Below are 21,516 nucleotides of genomic sequence, written 5' to 3'. Positions count from 1 at the left end.
CGAGTCTCCGGCGTGGAGATATCAGACGGACCCCACGAGCCGAGGCAGGCGCGCCCGGTCCACGTACCCGTTCGCGGTGAACCATTGCACGGCATCCGTGAAGGTCTCTTCGAGCGGCCGGAAGCGGAGGCCCAGCGTCCGCTCGGCCTTGGACGAGTCGAAGGCCATGTTCGTCCGCTCGCGGCGCAGCGTGCGGAAGCCCTGCCAGCTCACCAGCACCGGGCGTCCGGTGAGCCGTGCCCAGGCCTCGTTCATCAGCGCCAGCGTTCCCAGCAGCGCGTCCGGTACCTGCCGTTCAGGTGCCGGGAGCCCCGTCACCGACGAGAGCACCTCGAGCGCCTCGCCCACGTGCAGGTCCCTGCCTGCCGCCAGGTATCGCTCGCCTCGCTGTCCCTTCTCGGCGGCGACCACCAGCGCGGTGGCCACGTCCCGCGCGTCCACGTAGGAGAAGCGCGTGTTGATGACGCCGGGCAGCCGGCCGTGCAGGAAGTCCAGCACCAGCTGTCCCGCCGTCGTGGGGCCCGCGTCTCCCGGCCCGTTCATGAAGCCCGGCAGCACCAGCGAGGCGTGCAGATCCGGGTGGCGCTCCAGGGCGGTGTCCACCTCCCGGTCCGCGAGGATTTTCGAGCGGTAGTAGGCGTCCGGCTCTTGCTCCGCGTCACGTCCCATCGTCTCGTTGGTAAGGCGGTGGCCCTGTCGAGGCGCCAGCACGGCGATGGAGCTCGTGTGCACCACTCGCCGTACTCCTTGCCCATACGCCGCCTCCAGCAGTGCGCGCGTCCCCTCCACGTTGATGCGCATCAGCCCCGCCTCGTGGCTGCCTCCCTTGTAGCTGTCCCGGAAGTAGGCAGCGGTGTGGAAGAGCACGTCCGCGCCCCGCATCGCGGACGCGAAGGACTCCACGTCCGCCAGGTCGCCTTTGACGAGCTCCACCGGCACGCCGGCCAGCAGCTTCCAGGCCCTTTCGGGCGAGCGTACCAGTGCCTTCACCTTCACTCCGCGTGACGCGAGCAGGCGGACCAGGTTGTTTCCGAGCAGTCCGGTGCTTCCGGTAACGAATGCCGTCTTCATGGATGGAACCTCCGTGCGAGCGGGTGCCCGGCGCGGGCTCCCTCGTTGACACCAGGGGTATCTCCCTGGTGCGCTACACGCCACACGGGCAAATGGGTGTTGCATCCATGCAAGGGCCTCCGAATGAACTGGGATGACCTCCGCTACCTCCTCACCGTGGAGCGAGCCGGCTCGCTGTCCGCGGCCGCTCGCGCGCTGGGCGTCGTCACCTCCACCGTGGGTCGCCGGATGACGGCGCTGGAGCGGCGCCTGGGCACCCGGCTGCTCGCCCGCGTCCCCGAGGGCGTCCGGCTTACACCCGAGGGCCGCGCGCTGGTGCGCACCGCCGCGGCCATCGAGTCGCAGCTCCACAGCGCCGAGCGGGGGTTGAAGCACGAAGAGGGGCAGCTCGAGGGGCCGGTGCGTCTGACCATCGGGGATGGGTTCATGGCGTTCCTCAACCCCTGGCTGGCGCGCTTCCGGGAGCGACACCCGGGGGTGCGCGTGGAGCTGTCCGTCGACACGAGGTTGGTGGACCTGGCGCGCCAGGAGGCGGACCTGGGCGTGCGCACCGTACGTCCCAAGGGAGACTCGCTGGTGGCGCGCAAGGTGGGGCAGTTGGCCTGGAGGCTCTATGCCAGCTCTCGCTACCTGGAGCGCGCCGCGCCCCTGCGCGAACCGGAAGACCTGGCGGGGCATGCGGTCGTGGGCTTCGACGCGGCGCTCTCGCGCATGCAGCAGCTCCGCTGGTTGGAAGAGCGGGGCGCCGGGCGCTTCGTCTTTCGCAGCAACGCGGCCTTGGCCGTAGCAGGCGCGGTGGCCGCCCACCAGGGAGTGGCGGCGCTGCCTTGTGCGCTGGCCAGTCTCTACCCGGAGCTGCGGCCCGTCCTCCCGGAGGTGGAGCTGCCCCTGGAGGACGTGTGGCTCGTGGCCTCGCGCGAGGCCCGGAAGGTGCCGCGGGTGCGCGCGTTGATGGGCTTTCTCGCCGAGCAGTTCGAGGAATCACGCTCCGTGATGCTGGGCGTGCGCTGAGCCGACGCAAACAGGGGCCGGGGAGGAGAGTCCCGTGGCACGCGTGCTAAGTAAGCAGCCCGCATGCGAACCCTTCTCTCCGTTCCCGTCCTCCTCGCCGTCGCCACGGGCTGTGCCACCACCCAGGGCGCAACCTCTCCAGCGGTCGAGTCCGCTCCCGCGGCGGCTCCTGCCGCCAAGGCGCCGGCCAAGGAGTTCTCCATGCGCACCTACTACATGGGCCTCCTGCGTCGCGGGCCGGCGTGGACGAAGGAGCGCACGCCGGAGGCCATCGCGGACGGCAAGGGGCACATGGCCAACATCGAGCGGCTGGCGAAGTGCGGGAAGCTGGTCCTCGCCGGCCCCTTCGGCTGGGGAGACGAAGCACCGGCGGACGCCCTGGCCGGCATCTTCATCTTCGACGTGGCCACCCGCGAGGAGGCGCTCGCCCTCTCCCAGCAGGACCCGGCCGTGAAGTCTGGCCGCTTCACCATCGAGGTGCTGCCCTGGTACGGCCCCACCGGCCTCACGTACGAAGGCCACATCCCCGCCGACCCCAACGTGTCCTGCACGCCGTAGCGCGCGGCCCGCACGCGGCGGATGTTGCCTACGAAGTCCCCTGGCGCCCGCCCAGGCCTCGCGTGTCGCGGGCTGCCTCCTCGAGCTCGCGGTAGAACCCCTTCATCGCCTCGACGATCTGCTCGGGCTGGTCGAGCGGCGCGGCGTGGCCGGAGTCCTTCAGCTCCTGGAGACGGGCGTTCCCGAGCATGTCGACATACGCCTTCTTCACGGACAGCGGTGTGTAGTCACGATCCGAGGCGAGGACCAGGACAGGACACGAGATGTCCTTGAGACGATCCTGGACGGTCCAGCCGACGAGCCCACGGGTCGCGCGCAGATAGGCGTCCGGCTCGTTGGCCCCGAGCGACTCCACGACCCGGCGCCGTAGCTCCGCCTGCTCCGGCTTGGGAAAGAGCTTCGGCGCGAGGACCCTGGCCAGGGTCCTCGGTCCGAGGAGCTTCAGGACCGCCATCCGCAGCGCGAACGAGAGCTTCCGGCGCGGCGTCCGCGGAACCATGTCTGGCCCGCTGTTGATGACGACCAGGCTGCGCACGAGCCCCGGGCGATCCACCGCGAGCTGGAAGCCGATCATCCCTCCCATCGAGAGGCCGACGACATCCACGCGGGCCAGGCCCAGCCGGTCGCAGAAGGCCGCGATATCCCGAGCGAAGAGCGGCACCCCGTAGGGCCCCTCCGGCTTGTCGCTGCGCCCGTGGCCCCGGATGTCGGGAACGATGACGCGGCGGTGGGTGGCGAGCCGGGGCGCCACGAGCTCCCAATCCTGTCCCGAGGAGCCGAGTCCGTGGAGGAGCAGGACTGGCGCGCCCGCGCCGGACTCCTCGAAGTGAAGGGATGGGCCATCGAGCTGGAGCCTGGGCATGGTGGGACCTCGAGTCCGGCCAACGCCTGAACGAGCACGCGTTCAGCCGAACAATTGATCAGGACCTTCAGGTGATGTTATGGAGTCTACGTGAGCGAACGTTCGTTCAGCAAGGACGGTCATGTGTCCCCGAGCTGGCGCTCCGCATGCTGGGAGGACGCGGATGAAGTGCCCACGCTGAAGCAGGTGGCAGGGAGAGGACCATGAATCGGAGTGATGGCGTTGTCGCGCGCATCGGTGTGTTGTTGCTCGTGCTTGTCGCGCTGTCTGGAGCCCCGGCCCACGCCGGCTCGTGGGTTCATGGCACCTACGTGAATGCCTGGGGCTCCCGAGGCTTCCAGCTCTGGGTCCCGACCGGTTATCAGCCGGGACAGGCGCTCCCGCTGGTGGTGGCGCTGCACGGCTGCCTCCAGAATCCCGATCAATTCGCCGGCCTCTCGCGGCTGAATCAGAAAGCGGACGCGGAGAAATTCCTGGTGCTCTACCCGAACCAGGCGACGATCACCAATGGCACACAATGTTGGAATTTCATGATCGCCACCAACCAGGAGCGTGGCCTCGGTGAGCCCTCCATCATCGTGGGCATGGTGGGCTGGGTGAAGAGTCATTACGCGGTGGACACCCACCGCGTCTATGTCGGGGGAGTCTCCGCGGGCGCGGTCATGACCAGCATCCTGCTCGCCTGCTATTCGGATGTGTTCGCCGCCGGCATGGTGGGGGCCGGGGCGATGTACAAGGCGGCGACCACCGCCTCCGGCAGCGTCTATGCCATGGTCTTCGGTAGCATCTACCACCCCGATGACCGGGGCCGTGACGCCTGGGAGTGCTCGGGCAGGCCTCGCTGGCAGGTGCCCGTGCTCGTCCTCCACGGCACCGAGGATACCGTCGTCAACCCGATCAACGGCGAGCAGGTGGTGCGGCAGTTCCTGCAGACCAACGATTACGGTGATGACGGTGCCAATAACGACAGCGTGCCCTACGCGCCCACTCGCGTCTGGTATGGCAGCGTGCCCGGCGGTCGCGGTTACACCGTCAAGGATTACGAATACGCCGGCCGTCTGCTGGTCCAGAAGTACGAGCTCCAGGGCATGGATCACGCCTGGCCCGGTGGAGATCCCTCCTACCTGTTCTCGGACCCCTCCGGTCCCGATGCCACCTCCATCATGTGGGACTTCCTGAAACAGCACTCGCGTTGATCTGGATTCGAGGTCCAGACGTCAGGCGAGCGCGTGAGGCCACTCTTAGGGGACCGGGGTCAGCAGGGCGCCCCCCCGCTCGGTCTCCACGGCAATCTGGCCGCGATCATTGATGGCCCGGGCATGGCGGAGGGGCGCTCCCCGCTGAACCACCAGCCCCGAGAGATCCATCGCGGTGCCGTCCAGCCATAGAAAGGCGCGAGGAGGGGACAGCGGCCTGCCGGGCCGCGCCTCCGCATGGCCTACTACCTGGCCGTGCCGGTTCACGTCGGAAACCCGCATGGCCAGATCGAAGTTCGGAGGGAGGTACGTCATGGTCCCGGCCTTCCACACGAAGGCGCCGTCGTCGTTGTTCCCCACGATCGTGCCTTCCTCGCTCACGGCCACCGCCTGGCCCGAGCCCATCTTCACGGACAGACTCGAGAGTTGCCCCTCGTGGAGCAGGAATGGCACGTCAATCCCGGAGGCCGGGGTGTAGAAACCCACGACGTCTCCCTGGGGATTGATGTCCAGGGCGTAGGCCGCGCGTCCCGTGAATGTACCCAATTCGCTCAGCTGGCCGTTGCGCCAGAGCATCGCACGCGCCGGCTCCCCGCCAGTCATCCACAAGGCGTTGGTGTAGCCGGCTACCTCGCCCTGATTGTTGATCGCGACCGCGTGTGTGTGTTCCTCGAGGCCTGGCGCCAGATCGGTCATCTGTCCGTCCCGCCACGAGAACGGGTGGATGAGGTTGGGGATCGTGTTTGGCTTGGAATTGAAGGAGCCCACCACCTGGCCGTTGTCATTCACGTCCCACGCCACGCTCTCGGGAATGCCCAGCTCGATCACCGCCCCGTCCTTCCAGAGGAAGGCACGCCCGGTGAACGGGTGCCCATCAAGGCTCCCCACCACGTGCCCGTGCTCGTTCAGGTTCGTCACCAGCACGCGCTCCCAAGGCCGCGGCGAACTGAACTCCGTCAGCGTGTATCCCTTTGCGACCACCAACGGAACTTCCCGGTGGGTGCCGCTGAAGGTAGCGGTCACGGTCACACGCCCCGGTGCCAACGCCGTCACCTGGGTGCTCCTTCCGCTGGTGTGGGTGATGGCCGCGAGGGTGGGGTCGGAGGTGGACCAGCGGATTTCCGAGGCGGAGCCCGGAATCTCGGTGGAGGTGCTGTCCAACGCAGCGGCCGACAGGTCCAGGGTTCGGCCCACCGCGAGCGCGGGGATATAGGGCGCGTCGATGGTGACGTCGATGGACCACACCATCAGGTTCCTGGCCTTGACCGGGTCGGGGTTGTCGCCGCCACCGCTATTACCTCCGTCACCACCGCAGGCGGACGCGCAGAGCATCAGGACCACGAGGAAGGGAGCCGGCGTGATACGCATGGGGAACCTCTCGATTCCGTAGATGGGAAGTCCGCGTATCGTAGGGCACAAACAGTCTCCCCTGGGCTGGAGGCCGTGCCTCTGACGTCCCCCTCGGGCCGGGGTGTTCGCGGAAGGAGACGGTGAGGACGAAGCCGGAGACGGTCGCGGGCGCCTTGCACGCGGAGCGAGGGGGCGGAGTGAGCGGCCCGACATTTGCTCAGGCGGCGGGGCGGGGGCGATTGACGTGCGCGCTGGCTCATCCCAGGCTCTGGGCAATGGCACAGCGCACACAGGAGCGTGGAGGAGGCTTCCCCCGGGCGCCCACGCAAGAAGAGTGGGAGCGGATGAGTGTGGAGGAGCAGGGGCAGGTGGTGGAGTCACTTCCTGGCGAGGTGACCTGGGACGAGATGGCGATGCCGGAGGGGGACCTGCACTCCCAGGCGAAGCTGGAGACGCTGGATGTGCTCCGAGGCTTCTTCTCCCGGCAGCGGCGGCAGGTGTACCTGGGCACGGAACTGCCGGTGTACTACCCGGGGGAGAGACGCTTCGCGCCGGACCTGCTGGTGGTGCGGGATGTGGAGACGCACCCGCGCAACAAGTGGGTGGTGAGCTACGAGGGCAAGGGGTTGGAGTGGGTGATGGAGGTCCACGTGGGCGGCGATCGCAAGAAGGACGCCGAGTACAACGTGGAGCGCTATGCCCGGCTGGGCATTCCCGAGTACTTCATCTACGACCGGGCGCGGGAGCGGCTGGAGGCGTACCGGCTGCCCTCTGCCGAGGCGAGGCGGTACGAGCGCGTTCCCCTGGAAGAGGGCCGCTACCGATCGGAAGTGCTGGGACTGGAGTTCGAGTTGGCGGGGGGGAAGCTGCGGCTGTGGGTGGGCAACGCGCGGCTGCTGGAGTCCCATGAGCTGCTGGAGCAGGAGCAGCGGCTGCGCGAAGAGGAGGCGCGGCGGAGGCAGGAGGCGGAGCGGGGACGCGAGGAGGCGGAGCGGCGCCTGGCGGAGCTCCAGGCCGAGTTGGAGCGGCTGCGAGGGAGCACCAGGTCCGCCACGTGAAACTCCATCAACCTGCGAGACCACCCACCGGGGGCCCTCAACCTGGAGCCGAGCCAGCGTTCTCTTGTGCGGCAATGTCCTGATAAGCTGAGCACCGTTGATTCGCGCCCCTTCCATCTGTCTCCTGCCGGGCCTGGCCCTTCTGCTCTGTGCGGCGGTGTGCCCGCTGTCCGCCCACGCGGGCCCGCAGTCTCTTCTGGCGGGCTGTACGGCGGAGCCGTTCGGCGGTGAGGGGTGGAGCTACAAGTGCGGTGACTTCAGTGCCATCCTCTCGGACCACGCGGGCGTCTCCGCCCAGAGGCTGTGGCAGCGCAGCCGCCGCACCTTCCAGAGACAGGCCGAGGGGGGAGTGACGTTCAAGGAGGTGAAGGCCACGCTGGCGGGCCGCAAGGTGCGCCTCCTGCGCATGCGTGCGAAGGGGCCCGAGGCGCAGGAGGCATCGGTGTTCGCCGTCGTGCCGGTGAAGGGAAAGGGGGCGCGGCGGGTCCTCTGCACGGCCCGCGGCACGCCGGAGCCGCAGTCCCGCTGTGGGCGGGTGCTGGAGCAGCTCGCGGCGCAACCCTGGAGGGCCCTCCCCGAGGAGGGGGTGGCCGTGGCGCAATCGGATGCCGCGCTGGCGGGCCGGGAGCTCGTCGCGCCCGACGGGTGCAACCTCACGGCGGAGAATGGCAGCGGCCGGATCGAGTGCGGCGACGGCTCACGGCTCGATTGGACCCGGCTCTCCGATGCCTCCCGCCTGCGGGACTCCGTGCGGGAGGGCATGCTGACGTTCAAGGACGTCCCCCGGGCGAGCTACCTGGAGTCGCGCCTTCCCTGCGCCATCGACGGCGCCAGGACGGAGTGCACGTACCTGCGCATGCTCGACTCGAGTGAACGGCGGGAAGCGTACTTCGCGGGTGCGGTGGTGCGCGGGATGCCGACTGTCATCTCGTGCATCGCGGGAAGGTCCTCGCGGCTGTTGCCCCAGGCGTGCCAACAGGTCCTCAGCATCCATTGAGCATGAGCCTGCCCCGCCAACAGGTTGGAGTAGTCCGCTCGGTATCGCTATCTCGTTCTGGCTTCCTTGAAGTCGACCCGCATATCGCGAATCGGAAGCTCGCGCGTGCGCTCTTCTGTGCCGCTTTCCGTCCTGAGCTGGTACCGGTCAATGACGTAAGGTAGGCCTTCTGCCCCCAGGATGTGCGGCGCGTTCGCCAGCTGAAAATGCAAGTGTGGCTCGCGGGAGTCACCGGAGTTTCCGATACGGCCCAATAGTTGGCCCCGTCGCACGCGCTCGCCTTTCTTCACGGCAATGCTGCCCGCCTGCAGATGGGCGTAATACGCGAACTGTCCGCCGCCCAGGTCCAGGACGACACGATTTCCTGGGGCCGACTCCATCGTGACAGGCACGGCCGTACTGAACCCCGCCGAGGTACGAGGCACATTGTCCGGCATACCATCCACGGTGCTGACGACCGTGCCTTCGGCCACCGCCAGGACGTCTTGGGCATAGGCATGGTAGGAGCGGACGTCGCGCGCATCGCCGGCGAACGAGGCGTCGTCTTTGACCCGCTTCCAGTCGATGGAGTAACGGCGGGAAATCCGGGCAGCACCGTCTGTCGTGAACAGTCCCAGCCGGTGGTGGGAGGTATTGCTCGGCCCGTTCGCGGCGATCCAGCCCGCCCCCGAGACAGGCGGTGCCAGTACTCGCAGCGGCGTATGCGCAACCTCGACGTCCGTGCTCTCGAGAACGGCATTCTCGAGGACAACACGGTGACGCAGCCTGCGCGGAACCTGCGAGCCCTTCTCGAACGCCAGGCAGATAAATGCGACGGCAGCCCGACCGCCTGCGAGCCGGACGCCGTCGTCTCCTTCGCCGGACGCGGCTTCGCTGCCGAACGGCATCAACAGCGACTGCAGTTGCTGCGCCTCGAATGCCGCGATCGGCTTTGCACCCGGAGCATCCACGGCGAGGACTTCAATTCCGCTTATCTTCATCGCGGCATCCGAGAAGTTCTGCAGATGCACTTCGTAGATCAGGTAATTGTGGCCTGCGCTGGGAAACGCCGTCGGTTCGAACGGTGTGCGGATCTGGAGTTGGGGCGGGGGAAAGACGGGGGCGTTACTCGTGACGGCTGGACGAGCAGCCGCGGACGGCCCGGCCATCCGGCAACCATCTGCCGGCTCCGCGAATGTCGCGGCCTCGGCGCTTATAGAGGTCGAGGCTGCCAGCAGCATTGAAGTCAGCCCACAGCGGTAGAGTAGATGGGTCGGCATCTTCCAGTCATCGGTTGTCAGGATTGCGCGTAATGTAGCGGAGCCTGGGCCGCGGATGCGGACGTTCTGCGCGCCGAACAGGAAATCTCAAGCCGCATTGACGTGACGGTCAAACGCCCGACGCATTGCATCCGCCGAGTTTTGTCCCAGGGTCAGTCCGCCCTCGACGCGACGAGGGCGATGTTGCGTGGGGAGAGGCGCGGTTCGAAGACCTGCAGGAGCTTCGGCTCCGCCTTGCAGGTGACTCCGCACTTCCACTCGCTGGTGCTGGACGGCGTCTTCGTGCCGCGGGAGGGCGGCGTGCGCTTCGAGGCGTTGCCGCCGCCCACGCAAGGTGAGGTGGAGCAGTTGCTGAGGGTGGTGCGTCATCGGGCGCTACGCCTGCTGGAGGTTGGCCGGGAACCCGTCACCTGGCGTCTGCGATGCGATCGAGCAGCTCGCTCAGCAGCAAGCGCTCGCCCTGGGTGAGCACCGTGATCCGGTCAAGGGAGGCGCGCAGCGCCGCGGCCACCGCGTGGACATCTGCGTTCGCGGGTATCGCCGCCTCGCTCGTGATCGCGGCCACAACCGCCTCGCGCGCGGCATCGGCGAGTCCGAGGTCGCGTTGCCCTTCGGGCTGGCGCAGGAGTGTGAGCACGACCCCGGTGCCCATCGCAGTGACGAGGCCGAGCGCCCGCTCCTCACTGACCCGCAGCCGGCCCGCGAGCGCGATGTTCCGGATGCGCCGTCGCAGCACATCTTCCCCGTCGCCGACGGCAGCAGGCTGCCGAGCCGGATGAGGATCGCTGCTCATGATCGCGAACAGCCCGGGATGGCTGAGGCCGAACGCGACGTGCATGTCCCAGCCATCGCGAAAGTCCTGAAGCGGGTCGGGGTGCGGCGTGAGCGCGGCCTTCTTCGACACGTAGCTCTTCAACACGTGCTCGGTGACGGCCGAGAGGAGGCCGCGCTTGTCGCCGAAGAGCCGGTAGATGGTCGGCGCCTGCACACCGGCGGCGGCGGCCACGGCCCGCGTGGTCGCGGCATCGGGACCTCCGGAGGAGATGAGCTCCGCGGCGGCCTCGATGATGCGCGCTCGCACATCAGGGCCCTCGGCATCTTCGGCGGCGAACTTCTCGCGGTCCTCCATGGGGATGGAGATAGCACGCCCTGTCAGTAACGGCGATAACGAAGACTTGATAACGGCGTTAATGCTAGCTATGTTATCGATGGTAACGCGATGGCGTTACCAGTGTTAACCCAAGGGGCGTTCAATGATCGTCGTGACCGGAGCGACAGGGCAGCTCGGCCGTCTCATCGTGGAGAAACTCGTCACCCGCGTCCCGGTGGACCGGGTCGCCGTCAGTGTCCGGGATGTGCAGAATGCCGAGGATCTGGCGGCACGCGGCGTCCGAGTGCGCAGAGGCGACTTCACGGAGCCGAAGAGCCTCGCGCACGCCTTCGAGGGCGCGTCCCAGGTCCTGATCGTCTCGTCGAATGCGGCCGCGCATGGCGGCGATCCCCTCGCCCAACATCGCTCCGCCATCGACGCCGCACGTTCTGCCGGCGCGCGGCGCATCGTCTACACGAGCCACATGGCCGCGAGTCGTTCGTCGGCGTTTCCGCCGATGCTCGACCATGCGGCGACGGAGCAGATGCTGGGCGAGTCCGGCCTGGCGTGGACCGCGCTTCGCAACGGTTTCTACGCCGCGAGTGGGATGTTCCTGCTGGAGCGGGGCCTGAAGGCGGGAGTCCTTGAGGCGCCCGCGGACGGAAAGGTCTCCTGGACCACGCACTCAGACCTGGCGGAGGCGGCCGCGGTCATTCTGGCGAACGAGGGTCAGTACGACGGGCCGACGCCGTCGCTCACGGCCGGGCAGGCGCTCGACTTCGGAGAGCTGTGCGACATCGCGTCGAGCGTCCTCGGACGTCCGATTCGTCGAAGCATTGTATCGGAAGAGGAGATGCGCGCGAAGCTCACGGCGTCCGGAATGCCCGCGCCCGTGGTCGCCATCTCGCTTGGCCTCTACCGCGCGAGCCGCAACGGCGAGTTCGCGGCCGTCGAGCCCACGCTGCGGAAGTTGCTCGGGCGTGCACCGACGAGCATGCGCGAGGTGATTGCCGAGAAGCTGAGCCGAGCGGCTTAGCAGGTCGCGCTGATACCGGCTAACGCCTTGCCCACATCGGTTCGTTCTGCCGCTCCATCTCTGGTACCTCCCGCCGGGGAGGAGGCGGGGCCGCAGGGCTCCTCGAAGGTGGAAGCCCGAGGGGCATCGGCGTAGAGCCGCGCGTAGGCTCGCAGCAGGTCGAAGAATTCTTCCTATGCTCGGACATTCATGGCGGAAACCTGACCTCCGCTGGTGGCTGCCTTGCGATTGCGGCGCTGTTCGCCGGCGCGTTCTACCTGTCACGGCGACGAGGTGCAGCGCGGCCCGAAACGTTCCGCCGGGTTGGAACTGTTACGGCGTGTAGCGTCCCTGGTACCTCCGCCTCGGGCACACCTCACGAGGTTCCACGGCATCTTTGCTCCAGGCGCGCAACTGCGGCCAGTTCTGGTCGACCCGACCCGGCTCGCCCGTCGTCAGTGGCCCCTCCTCGGACTCAGTGACGACGGCCCGAGCCCGGCTCCGTCAGCTCCACCGACATCGACATCGACAGGTCCTTCCGGTCCGCCGGCTGGAACGATGCGGCGCGGACCGACTGTGCCTCACAGCCGCACGAGCAGCTCGCGGAGGATGGTGAAGCCCTGCCGGAAGTCCTCCAGCCGGGCCTGCTCGTTGGGCGCGTGGTAGTAGGTCATGTCGCCGAAGCCCGTGATCTGCACGTCGCAGCCCTGGCGCTGCAAGTCCCTCACGAGCGGCAGCGAGCCGGTGAGCGAGAACGGCGTGGGCGCCACGCCGCGCACCGCCTGAATCGCCTCCTTCAGTGCCTGGAGCCCCGGCGAGTCCAGCCGGCAGGCGATGCCCTCCATCCCACTGCCCGGAAAGCGGAACTCCAGCGTGTGAGCACCAGGCAGGGGCGGGACTCGTTGCCGGGGGCGGCCAGGGACTCTCATGGCGGCGGATTGGAACCGAGCCCCCAGCGGAAGTCACCGGAAACGACGATGCCGGTGTGCGGTGGAGCGCTCCGGCATCGGTGCCACGCTCGAAGTCGGACGGATGCGTCAGGGCGTGGCGCTGGCCGAGCCAGGCAGCCAGGCGTGACGTCCGCCATGCTCGAGCGGGCGTGGGAGATACCACCCCTGGTGGAGCCCACGCGGACGGCAGTGGAAGCGAAGGCGCGCGAGCTGCACGAACTGATGAGTCGGCTGTGGGTGGAGCTCGACCGGCCCTGCTCGGAGAAGGTGTTCAGCCAGGCGCTGCGATTCGCCGAGCGACGCGTTGCGGCGGCGGAGCCTGGACGGGCCGTGCTCGTCCACGGCGATCCGGCGCCCCTTTCTCGCGACGGCCGAGATGCTCCTCGATTGACCGAGGGCACGCGGTGATCGGTGAGCCTTCTCGCAGGTCTTCGCGCGAAAGGCACCTTGCGGTAGAGAGATTGCCCATGCACAAGAGCCGATGCACCAACTGCAACGCGCCCCTGGTCGAAGGCACCATCTACTGCGACCACTGTGACCTGGGCCCGGGTGGGGTCGCACGTCCTCCACCGCCCGCCCCCTCCGCGGTGACGAAGGCCGCCAGCGGCGGGGTGACCTTCATCATCGGCCTCGTGCTGTTCCTCTCGCGGCAGCTCTGGCGTCTGGCCGTGTGGCTCGTGCCGCCGTGGTCCCGTGGGACCAAGATCGCCCTGGGCATCGTGGGGCTGACGTGCGTCGGTTTCGTGGGAGTCGGGGTGGTGCTCCACGAGACGGTGTACTCCATCCGGATGGATGCGCCACGGTACAGCGCCAACCCACTCCCTCCCGGGCAGCGTCCGCTCGAGGCCATCGAGCCGGCGAAGGTGGTCCTGGACATGCGCGACACTCCCGACCGGACCCTCGAGCAACGCAAGCAGCTGTGGCGGGAGAAGTACGAGGGGCACTGGGTGTCCTGGAAGGGAACCGTGGACACGGTGTATCCCAGTATCGGTCGTCTCCAGTTGCTACCCGTGGGCGACCTGCGCTTCCAGTTGGAGGTGGACTTCGACCCCATTCACCAGGCCCGGCTGGAGAAACTGCAGAAGGGACAGGAGGTCCGCGTGAGCGGCATGCTGTGGGGTTACTACTTCAACATCGACACGCTCCGGCTCTCCGAGGGCGCGCTGGTGGACGAGAGCGTACCTGGACTCGTCAAGGAGGGGCCTCCGTAGGTGATGCCCTCCGGCAAGTAAGCCTTTGCCGCGTGGGTCGCTCCACCGGCTGCCTTCTGGGCTCGGGTGCTGTCTCACGCACTTCCGTTGGCACCCTGGAAACCGGACCCATAGCTTTGACGATGAGCGCGTCGGTCCACGCGCAACCCTCGTTCGCCAGCCCATGCCTGGCGCGCCAGGAGGGCAAAGGGGAGTCCTCTCCTCGGACAGCGGGTCCGCATCGCACTCGCTTCTCGAGCGGGCGACGAGCGCATGGGGCTTCTCGCGCCGCGAGAGGTGGGCGATGACCCTCAAGAAGAATTTGAAGAAGCGCGTCCGCGCACGTCAGGAGAAGACGGGCGAGTCCTACACGACCGCGCGGATGCACGTGCTGAACCAGGAACAGGCCAGGGGACCGAAGGTGAGCCAGGTGTCACTCCGGGAGGTGACTCCGCTGGTCGAGGAGGTGGGGCTGAAGGGCCAGGCGTTCCTCATGCCACGCTTCCCCGAGTCGCTCACCCGGCCGGCCCTGAAGCGCCTGCGCGAGTTGCTCCTGGCCACCAGGGACGAGCCCGCGACGCAGCGGATGCGCGCGGTGCTCCTGGACGGAGAGCCCGACACGCTGGACTTCGCATCCCTCTCCCGGGAGTGGATACAGACGCAAGTGTTCCGCGGCGGCAAGGTGGCCCGCCATCTGCTCGGCGAGGACTTCTCAGGCTTCCTCACCACCGACAGGTGGAGCGCCTACGAGTGGGTGGACGCGGGGCTGCGGCAGCTGTGCCAGGCACACCTCACCCGCGACTTCCAGGGCTTCATCGACAGGGCGGCCGGGGCGGGCGCATAGGCCGGGAGCTCATGCGCGAGCGCAACCGCTTCTTCAAATGGTACCACCGCGTGCGCGACGGCACCCTGTCACGCGAGCAATTCGAAAAGCGCATGCGCGGGGTGGAACGTACAGTCGGCCAACTGCTGCGCGAGGCGGCGCGGCGGGCGGAGAAGAGGACGGCCGGCATGGCCCGGGAAATCCTCCAGTGGGAGAAGTGTCTCTGGACGTTTGTCGATGTGCCGGGCCTGGAGCCCACCAGCAACTTCGGCGAGCGCTGCATCCGGCACGCCATCATGTACAGGAAGACGTCCTTCGGCACCCAGAGCGAGTGCTCCGGCGGCCCCCGTCAGCGGCACTCCTCGGCTCCTCCGCTCCAGCCCTCACCCTCCACATCGTCTCTCTCCCGCCTATACGCACAAGACGAGGGGCTCCATCACATTTGAAGGTGTCCCTCTTCGGGAGATTTCAGGGTTCGTCCAGTGATGCCGCTCCCTCGTGCCCTCTCACGTGTCCCTCCTTTTCTGCGACGAGAGCATGAATGGCGAGGTGAAGGTGACTCCGACGATGTCAGCAGCACAAATCCTCGAAGCATTCCACGCGAGTGGAGGGTAGGTAACTGATGCGCGAGGCCCACCGGCCCCGAGAAGATGTCAAACACCTCGTACTGGTGGTCGACTCATCTGCTTACCGCTCATGCTCCTGAAACGACGACTCCGGCCGCACCGGGCCCTCCTGCTGTCGCTCCCCTTCGCCCTCCTGTTCGTCGCCGCGTTCGTGCCCCTGAGATGGGAGGGGGAGAGGACGGCGTACGATGCCTACCATCCCCTCCGGGCTCCTACCGCACCGGAGGTCGCCGCGCTCCTGTCCTCCTGGCTGAGGGATGGGAGTCCGGGTGCGGCGCTCGTGTGGATGGATGCGGAGACCGTCATCTTCCGCACGGGCTACTACCTGCTGCCTGGAACCGAGGGCCCTGAAAGTGTGGGGACGGTGACCTGGGCAGGAAGGCCGTATCGCCTGATCTCCGCCAACTGGAGCTCCGCCTGTTCCGAGCACCGCCTCGACAGGGCGCCCTTGGAGAAGGAACTCGGGCGTCCCTTGACGGATGCGGATGTCCACCCGTCCTTCCTCGCGGACCGGCCGGTCTCCTTCGCGAGCGAGCAGGTCCCGCTGTACTTCTTCACCGAGGTGGGCTTCCTCACGCTGCTCCTGGCGTCGCTGCTCTTCTTCCTGAGCCGGAGTGGGAGCGGGTGGTGGGTGATTCCCCTCGTGACGGTCCATGCCGTGCTCGTTCTTCTCCTGGTGCCCCTCTACTCCCCCGCATTCCTCGACGCCGACACGTTCTACCAACGTATCGCGGTGGAGGCCCTCTGGGACGGGTGCCTCATGGCGCTCTTGCCTCTGCTGCTGGGCTGCGTCGTGTGCTTCGTGGGCCTTGGACTGAGGCGAGGCGGGGAGCGCCAAGGCGCTGGCAACCAGCCGATGCCTTAGATCACGCGCCCCATGGGAGGACTCGCGCGGGGCAGGGTGACGGTGACGCGGGTGCGGGCGTTCTCGCTGCTCAGGGTGAGGCGGGCGCCGCCCGCGTAGGCCAGGGCGAGCCGGCGCTCCACCGTGGGCAGGCCGCTGCTGCCCTCGCGGGGGCCGCGCGAGGCGCCGGGATTCTCCAGGGTGAAGACGAGCGTGTTACCTCCGCCTCGGGCAAACCTCACGAGGTTCCACGGCGTCTTTGCTCCAGGCGCGCAACTGCGGCCAGTTCTGGTCCCCCAAGCCGGAGCGGAGGAGGCGAGAGTGGCGCCCCAGGCAGCGGGCAGCAAGGAGCCGATGAAGGAGAAGACGCCGCGAGGAGACTGGGCCGAGTTGCTCAGGAGGACGTTCGACTTCGACGTGTTCGCCAGCGTGAGGTGTGGCGGCAGGCGGCGAGTGCTGGCGTACGTGAAGGAGGCGGGAGGGGTGCGAGCGATTGTGGAGCACCTCTCGGCTCCTCCGCTCCAGCCCTCACCCTCCACATGGTCTCTATCCCGCCTATACGCCATGGTTGAGTCATGCGGGTTCCCTGCTCGCGTCACGGTGTCAACCGCACCGGGTTCTTCCGCGAACGTCGCGCGATGAGCAGGTCGATGCGCGAGCCGACGCGGAGGCGTTCGTCGACGTGAGCGTCACCTGCTGGCCCACGATGGACGTATAGGAAGGACAGGAGCCCTGTTACACCTGGGGGAGACCAACGGCATGGCGGAGCAGAACCGAAGTCCTGGGGTGGGGGAGGGCGGCGGTACGCAGCTCGACGGCAGGCGGAGCGCGCTGGGCCGGCCGTGGCGGCCGTCGCGCGTGGTGGTGCTGTTGCTCCTCGCGCTGCAGGCGGCGTGCGCGACGGGCTATCCCATGGGGGGGATGCTGGCTGGCGGTGCTCGTCATCGGTGGCGGGTGCAGCGTGCGAGTCCCAGGCCACACGAGATGGCGGGCCAAGCCCAGGCGGCGTCCGCAACGACGACCGGGGAGGTCGTTACGGACCCGGAGGGCACTGACGCGCAAGCAGAGGAGCGCGAGGCCGGTGTGCCGGTGGAGGCGGACACGGGCCAGGTTGCCGGAGCGGCAGAGCGGGCCCGGCATCGTGCGCGGCGCGTGAGCAAGGGGGACGACGAGGAGATCCTGGAGGGGAAGGGCGTTGGATGGCCCGATGGAGTAGGCGACGGACGGCCCTTCGAGGTGCCCATGACGCTCGACTAATGGGCTTCAGGAAGTTAGGTGAAGACGGAGGCGTTGGAGCCAGAGGAGGGTATCTCCCATGGCTTGGCGGCCCAAGAGGCTCATGGTGCATACCGGCGCCGAATACCTTCAACCCGCGCTTGCGAGCCAGGGTGTCATCAAGAGTGAGCGGCATGAGGCCCGGCGCCAGCAAGGGCACACCCTTCACCACCGTCACCAACGAGCAGCGCGTGGGCGTCGTCATGCTGGTGCCCATTTGCAGTACCAGTTGCAGGAACATGTCGGGCAGCATCATGGCGGGCCTCCCTGTCGGGCCAAGGCGTTGTCTGACCCGTTCAGCAACCCACCTCTCCCGTCAGCTTCTCCTGCATGACTTCTAATGTCCTGCCTACGCGCTCTCCAGCTTCGCTCCCCTGTGCCATCTTCAGGCAAGCTGGAAGGCGCCACCGGGAGCGAGGGCCCCTCAGCCCACCTGCTCATCCGCTGCTCGCTCCTTCTGGTCGCTCAAAACTGCGAAACTCGAACTCAGCGCCTCTTCCGCTTTTCTCCTTCCCGCCGCGTGTTGTGCTGGGTCGCGTCGCTCGAGTTCTTCGACACCCTCTCCGGGACTTGGGCCGCGATGCAGTCGCGGAACCAGCGCTGCGCGGGATGCGCATCGTTGCGCCGGTGCCAGGACAGGACGAAGACCGCGGGCGCCAACTCCACCGGCGGCGGCAAGACGCGAAGCGCGTGCGCCATCCCCGAGGCCTCGATCACCCCCTCCATCAGGGTCGCGATCATGTCCGAAGAGGCCACCAGCTTCGGCGCCGCGTACATCTGAGGGAGCGTCAGCCCGAGCCGGCGCTTCAGGCTACGCTTCGCGAGCTCCTCGTCCACGTGGCCGAAGCGATCGTTCTCGGGTGACACCAGCAGGTGTGACAGCGCGAGGAAGCCCTCGAGGTCGAGCGGTTTGCGGCCCGCCGGATGCTCCTTGCGCAGCACGCAGACGAAGCGCTCCTCGAACAAGGGACGCGTGAGGATCCGGTCGGTCGATGCCGGAGGCACCCCGACGGCAACGTCCGCTTCACCCGCATCCAACATGCCGATCGCGTCGTCCCGTGCCGTGAAGCCGCGCACGTGCAACGTGATGTGGGGCGCCACTGTGCGCAGGGCCAGGACCAAGCGCGGGAGCAGGACGAAGGCAGGATGCTCCTGCAAGGCAATCGTGAACGTCCCTGTCGAGGAGGCCGGCTCGAACACCTGGGTGAACTCCAGCGTGCGCTGGATTTGCGCCAGAGCGCGCGAGAGCGGCTCGGCCAGCTCGAGCGCTCGGGGCGTCGGCTGGAGCCCACTCGGAGCCCGCACGAAGAGCTCGTCGCGCAGGAGCGCGCGCAGCCGTGCCAGGGCGGCGCTCATCGCCGGCTGCGTCCTTCCGATCCGCGTCCCGGCCCGGGTGACGCTGCGCTCGGCCATGAGCGCGTCGAGGGCGACGAGCAGATTGAGATCGATGCCGTGCAAATCCATGCCGTGGATGATCACACATATTATCAATCGATTTCAATAATGATCCCAGCCCACCTATCTTGTCCTCGTCGGGAGCGTCCCAAACCCAACCACGAGGCGAAGACACGCATGAGAGAGAAAGACACGGCGCCGTCCCAGGTGACAGGGCTGACAGCCACCGAGCAGCGCTCCATCGAGATATTCTACCGCGCGTTCAACGAGCAGAATCCGGATCTTCTCGATGAAGCGCTGTCTACGAACTGGAAGGACATTCCGTTGGCACCCGATCAGGGCCCGGGACCCGAGGGGCTCAAACCCATCATCCGGGGCTTCATCGCGGCGTTTCCCGATCTCCAGATCTCCATCCAGGAAATCATTGGAGCGCCTGGCCGGGCCGGCGTGCGCGCCCTCATCACCGGCACGCACCAGGGGGAGTGGTTCGGCATCGCGCCCACCGGGAAGGCCATCCACGTCCCCATCCACGAGTTCCACCACCTCGAGAACGGTCGGATCACCCACACCTGGCACCTCGAGGACTGGTTCGGGATGCTCCACCAGGTCGGAGCCTGGCCCGCCCACTCCACCAACCCCTCGGAGGCCGTGTCATGAAGGCCGCTCGTATTCATGGTCATGGCGACCTCGGGAATGTGGTCATCGAGGACATCCCCACGCCGGAGTTCGGACCCGACGAAGTGCTGATCCGCGTCGAGGCGGCCAGCCTCAACCCGCTCGATCTCCTGCTCCTGGGGGGCAAGCGGCGCGAGGTCTTTCCCCTCTCCTTCCCCTACACGCTCGGCATCGATTTGGCCGGTACCGTCGAGGGCGCTGGCCCGCTCGCAGCGCGCTGGCGCAAGGGAGACCGGGTCATCGCGCGTCCGGATCCCGTGCGCGGGGGCGCCTTCGCCCGATACGCCGTCGTTCCCGCGACGCATGTGGCCGCCGCTCCGGCCCACCTGTCGTTGAATGAAGCGGCCGGGCTGCCCACTGCGGCCGGTACTGCCTGGCAGGCCCTGTTCGAGACCGCCCGCCTGACGCGCGGTCAGACCGTGCTGATCCACGCGGGCGCGGGCGGCGTCGGCAGCTTCGCGGTGCAGCTCGCGAGGCTCGCGGGCGCCCGGACTATCGCCACGGCGTCGGGCCCCCAGGTGGAGCTCGTGCGGCGGCTAGGCGCGGACGAGGTGCTCGACTACCGGACGGAGGACTTCTCCACGACACTGTCCGGCGTCGACGTCGTGCTCGACACGGTCGGCGGGGAGACGCAGCAGCGCTCCTTCCCGGTCCTCCGCGCAGGCGGCGTTCTCGTCAGCATCACCACACCGCCGGATGAGGCGCTGGCGAAGGCGCACGCGGTGTCGGCCTCACGAATGAGCCACAAGACCGATGCCACGCGCCTCGGCCTGCTCTCCGGACTCTGCGACGCCGGCTCGCTCCAAGTCCTCGTGGACCGGAAACACCCGCTCGAGGAGCTGGAGCTCGCGCTTCGCCATCAGGCCTCGGGCCGAGCGCACGGAAAGATCATCCTGAAGCCAGACTGAGGGCACGGAGCGCAACTCCCCCGTTGAGCCCCGCCTGGTGTACAGCGAGACGCGTTCCGCGCTTCGTTCAACCCTGGCGGGCCCGGAACTCGAGGATGGCCTCGGCGGCGCGGTGGTAGCCCCCCGAACCGCGAACATCCTGCTGCATGGCCCGCACCTTCGTCCGGAACTCCGGCTCGCTCGAGACCCGGGCCACCGCCTGCTGGAGTTGCTCCACGGTGACGGTGTCCTTGTCCAGCGCGAGCCCCAGCCCCAGCTCGACGACCCGATGTGCGTTCAGGGGTTGCTCCGCCAGCTGTCAGGGGCTGTCTCCCGCGAGGGGGGCAGCCCCTTTTCCTGGGAGATCGCACCCGCGGCGGAGTGTTGTCCATCCGACGAGCCGTGGGGAGTGATCCGCGCCCCCTCGCTCGCTCCCCGGGTTTTGACGGCGGAAACGTTGGCTGGTGGGCGCCTCGGGCCCCGGAGATGCGAACTGCGCGCCACAGGTGAGGTCCGCTCCCTTGTGCGTGGGAAATCGCGTGCACACATCGTGGCCCCACACGGCTATGAATGCACGCACGCTTCCACTCTCCGCTTCCTTGGCGTTGCTGCTGACGGCGATGTCCGCCCAGGCGCAACAGCAGGTGTTGGACCCGGCCGCGGTGCGCCACCGGCTCTTCTCTCCAGAGGAGCACCTGGAGGTGTCCATCTCGGTGGGGCTGCCGGTGCGCGAGTACCTCACGGCGCACTACAACCTCAACGTTGGCGTGGCCTACAACCTCTTCAACACGTTCGGCCTGGAGGCGCGCGCTGGCTACGCGCTCAGCCGCCACACGGGCCTGGCGCGCTCCATCTCCGAGAGCTTCCTCAACCGTGAGGACAAGAAGATCACGGACGAGCTCGAGGACATGTGGCAGATGAATCTCCACGGCGTGGTGGGGGCCCGCTGGGCACCCATCTACGGCAAGCTGTCGCTGCTGGCCGACGAGACGGCGCACTTCCAGGCGTACCTCTGGGGCGGAGGCGGGCTGGCCTCGCTGCGGCGCCAGTCGGTGATCCAGTGCACCAACGTGCAGAACCGCGAGCTGGGCATCTGCGACAACCGGACGGACCCGCTCGACGCCTCCACCGCGAAGGAGAACTACTGGCGCACCGAAACGCGCATGGCGCCGGTGGTGTCCGGAGCGGTGGGCTTCCGCTTCTTCGTGGCCAGTGGGCACGCCATCCGCTTCGAGCTGCGCGACTGGGTCTACACGGACCAGTACCGCGTGAACGTGGTGCGCGAGGACTGGGAGGCGGGGCGGGAGAGTGGCGAGCCCGCGCGCGATCCGGGCCTGACGCACCTGGTGCAGTTCGACCTCGGCTACACCTTCATCTTCTGAGG

Annotated in this window: 22 protein-coding genes and 3 pseudogenes; 15 read left to right on the top strand and 10 right to left on the bottom strand. The window is 67.8% G+C overall.

All coding sequences use genetic code 11. From position 1 onward, the window contains the following. Window positions 1-21: 21 nt before the first annotated feature. Entirely contained in the window at window positions 22-1,071 is a 1,050-nt protein-coding gene (locus NR810_RS01615) for an SDR family oxidoreductase (protein WP_257446683.1), read from the bottom strand. 123 nt (window positions 1,072-1,194) lie between these two features. On the opposite strand from NR810_RS01615, the gene NR810_RS01610 reads away from it, so the two are divergent. Together NR810_RS01610 and NR810_RS01605 are read left to right on the top strand one after the other, a co-directional pair. Further along, window positions 1,195-2,082 (top strand): LysR family transcriptional regulator, encoded by an 888-nt coding sequence (locus NR810_RS01610; RefSeq protein ID WP_257446681.1) that lies wholly within the window; start codon window positions 1,195-1,197, stop codon window positions 2,080-2,082. Window positions 2,083-2,145: 63 nt separating this feature from the next. Further along, entirely contained in the window at window positions 2,146-2,640 is a 495-nt protein-coding gene (locus NR810_RS01605) for a YciI family protein (RefSeq protein WP_257446679.1), read from the top strand. A 28-nt stretch (window positions 2,641-2,668) separates the two neighbouring features. Here the strand turns inward: NR810_RS01605 and NR810_RS01600 are convergent, their stop codons facing one another. Beyond that, the gene (locus NR810_RS01600; protein WP_257446677.1) at window positions 2,669-3,502 is read right to left on the bottom strand and encodes an alpha/beta fold hydrolase; all 834 of its coding nucleotides are present in this window, start codon (window positions 3,500-3,502) and stop codon (window positions 2,669-2,671) included. Window positions 3,503-3,705: 203 nt separating this feature from the next. Here NR810_RS01600 and NR810_RS01595 point away from each other — a divergent pair, with 203 nt between their 5' ends. Next, on the top strand, window positions 3,706-4,698 hold the full coding sequence (locus NR810_RS01595; RefSeq protein WP_257446675.1) for an extracellular catalytic domain type 1 short-chain-length polyhydroxyalkanoate depolymerase: 993 nt from the start codon (window positions 3,706-3,708) through the stop codon (window positions 4,696-4,698). 45 nt (window positions 4,699-4,743) lie between these two features. On the opposite strand, the gene NR810_RS01590 is transcribed toward NR810_RS01595, so the two are convergent. Beyond that, window positions 4,744-6,066 (bottom strand): Ig-like domain-containing protein, encoded by a 1,323-nt coding sequence (locus NR810_RS01590; RefSeq protein WP_257446673.1) that lies wholly within the window; start codon window positions 6,064-6,066, stop codon window positions 4,744-4,746. A gap of 257 nt (window positions 6,067-6,323) precedes the next feature. Here NR810_RS01590 and NR810_RS01585 point away from each other — a divergent pair, with 257 nt between their 5' ends. Together NR810_RS01585 and NR810_RS01580 are read left to right on the top strand one after the other, a co-directional pair. After that, the gene (locus tag NR810_RS01585; RefSeq protein WP_257446672.1) at window positions 6,324-7,106 is read left to right on the top strand and encodes a Uma2 family endonuclease; all 783 of its coding nucleotides are present in this window, start codon (window positions 6,324-6,326) and stop codon (window positions 7,104-7,106) included. 97 nt (window positions 7,107-7,203) lie between these two features. After that, entirely contained in the window at window positions 7,204-8,103 is a 900-nt protein-coding gene (locus tag NR810_RS01580; RefSeq protein ID WP_257446670.1) for a hypothetical protein, read from the top strand. Window positions 8,104-8,150: 47 nt separating this feature from the next. On the opposite strand, the gene NR810_RS01575 is transcribed toward NR810_RS01580, so the two are convergent. Further along, window positions 8,151-9,323, bottom strand: coding sequence for a M23 family metallopeptidase (locus NR810_RS01575; RefSeq protein ID WP_257446668.1), 1,173 nt, complete (start codon window positions 9,321-9,323; stop codon window positions 8,151-8,153). Between the two features lie 445 nt (window positions 9,324-9,768). Continuing rightward, window positions 9,769-10,491 carry a TetR/AcrR family transcriptional regulator gene (locus NR810_RS01565; RefSeq protein WP_257446661.1) on the bottom strand — a complete coding sequence of 241 codons (723 nt, stop codon included), beginning with the start codon at window positions 10,489-10,491 and terminating at the stop codon, window positions 9,769-9,771. A gap of 124 nt (window positions 10,492-10,615) precedes the next feature. On the opposite strand from NR810_RS01565, the gene NR810_RS01560 reads away from it, so the two are divergent. Beyond that, window positions 10,616-11,488, top strand: coding sequence for an SDR family oxidoreductase (locus NR810_RS01560; protein WP_257446658.1), 873 nt, complete (start codon window positions 10,616-10,618; stop codon window positions 11,486-11,488). A gap of 213 nt (window positions 11,489-11,701) precedes the next feature. Beyond that, window positions 11,702-11,887 (top strand): annotated as a pseudogene (locus NR810_RS53010) (transposase); the annotation flags it as partial. Window positions 11,888-12,048: 161 nt separating this feature from the next. Here NR810_RS53010 and NR810_RS01555 read toward each other — a convergent pair. Next, entirely contained in the window at window positions 12,049-12,312 is a 264-nt protein-coding gene (locus tag NR810_RS01555) for a M20/M25/M40 family metallo-hydrolase (protein ID WP_257446656.1), read from the bottom strand. Window positions 12,313-12,540: 228 nt separating this feature from the next. Here NR810_RS01555 and NR810_RS01550 point away from each other — a divergent pair, with 228 nt between their 5' ends. The 4 genes and pseudogenes from NR810_RS01550 to NR810_RS01535 all read left to right on the top strand — a co-directional run bounded on the left by NR810_RS01550 (window position 12,541) and on the right by NR810_RS01535 (window position 15,921). Then, on the top strand, window positions 12,541-12,825 hold the full coding sequence (locus NR810_RS01550; protein WP_257446654.1) for a hypothetical protein: 285 nt from the start codon (window positions 12,541-12,543) through the stop codon (window positions 12,823-12,825). A 59-nt stretch (window positions 12,826-12,884) separates the two neighbouring features. Beyond that, the gene (locus tag NR810_RS01545; RefSeq protein ID WP_257446652.1) at window positions 12,885-13,628 is read left to right on the top strand and encodes a hypothetical protein; all 744 of its coding nucleotides are present in this window, start codon (window positions 12,885-12,887) and stop codon (window positions 13,626-13,628) included. Between the two features lie 649 nt (window positions 13,629-14,277). After that, a pseudogene (locus NR810_RS01540) lies at window positions 14,278-14,756 on the top strand (IS66 family transposase); the annotation flags it as partial. A 370-nt stretch (window positions 14,757-15,126) separates the two neighbouring features. Next, window positions 15,127-15,921, top strand: coding sequence for a hypothetical protein (locus NR810_RS01535; protein ID WP_257446650.1), 795 nt, complete (start codon window positions 15,127-15,129; stop codon window positions 15,919-15,921). Here the strand turns inward: NR810_RS01535 and NR810_RS01530 are convergent. Beyond that, on the bottom strand, window positions 15,918-16,142 hold the full coding sequence (locus NR810_RS01530; protein ID WP_257446648.1) for a hypothetical protein: 225 nt from the start codon (window positions 16,140-16,142) through the stop codon (window positions 15,918-15,920). The two genes, NR810_RS01535 and NR810_RS01530, sit on opposite strands and share 4 nt — an antisense overlap. A gap of 517 nt (window positions 16,143-16,659) precedes the next feature. Between NR810_RS01530 and NR810_RS01525 the strand changes: the two genes are divergently transcribed. After that, on the top strand, window positions 16,660-17,157 hold the full coding sequence (locus NR810_RS01525; RefSeq protein ID WP_257446647.1) for a hypothetical protein: 498 nt from the start codon (window positions 16,660-16,662) through the stop codon (window positions 17,155-17,157). Window positions 17,158-17,230: 73 nt separating this feature from the next. On the opposite strand, the pseudogene NR810_RS53005 reads toward NR810_RS01525, so the two are convergent. Further along, window positions 17,231-17,431: pseudogene (locus tag NR810_RS53005) on the bottom strand (IS701 family transposase); the annotation flags it as partial. A gap of 230 nt (window positions 17,432-17,661) precedes the next feature. Beyond that, window positions 17,662-18,654 (bottom strand): LysR family transcriptional regulator, encoded by a 993-nt coding sequence (locus NR810_RS01520; protein WP_257446644.1) that lies wholly within the window; start codon window positions 18,652-18,654, stop codon window positions 17,662-17,664. Window positions 18,655-18,747: 93 nt separating this feature from the next. Here NR810_RS01520 and NR810_RS01515 point away from each other — a divergent pair, with 93 nt between their 5' ends. Next, entirely contained in the window at window positions 18,748-19,227 is a 480-nt protein-coding gene (locus NR810_RS01515) for an ester cyclase (RefSeq protein ID WP_257446642.1), read from the top strand. Continuing rightward, window positions 19,224-20,153: an NADP-dependent oxidoreductase gene (locus tag NR810_RS01510; protein ID WP_257446640.1), complete on the top strand. Its 930-nt coding sequence runs from the start codon at window positions 19,224-19,226 to the stop codon at window positions 20,151-20,153. Before NR810_RS01515 ends, NR810_RS01510 begins: the two co-directional genes overlap by 4 nt. A gap of 67 nt (window positions 20,154-20,220) precedes the next feature. Here NR810_RS01510 and NR810_RS01505 read toward each other — a convergent pair whose 3' ends face one another. Continuing rightward, a complete protein-coding gene (locus tag NR810_RS01505; RefSeq protein ID WP_407653754.1) occupies window positions 20,221-20,433 on the bottom strand; it encodes a hypothetical protein in 213 nt (70 codons plus the stop codon). A 265-nt stretch (window positions 20,434-20,698) separates the two neighbouring features. Between NR810_RS01505 and NR810_RS01500 the strand changes: the two genes are divergently transcribed. After that, entirely contained in the window at window positions 20,699-21,514 is an 816-nt protein-coding gene (locus NR810_RS01500; RefSeq protein WP_257446637.1) for an outer membrane beta-barrel domain-containing protein, read from the top strand. The last annotated feature ends 2 nt before the right edge of the window (window positions 21,515-21,516 follow it).

This window comes from Archangium lipolyticum (assembly GCF_024623785.1).
Lineage (GTDB): Bacteria > Myxococcota > Myxococcia > Myxococcales > Myxococcaceae > Archangium > Archangium lipolyticum.
The sequence above is the reverse complement of the archived record's forward strand: the minus strand, read 5'-3'. Positions and strand labels throughout refer to the sequence as shown.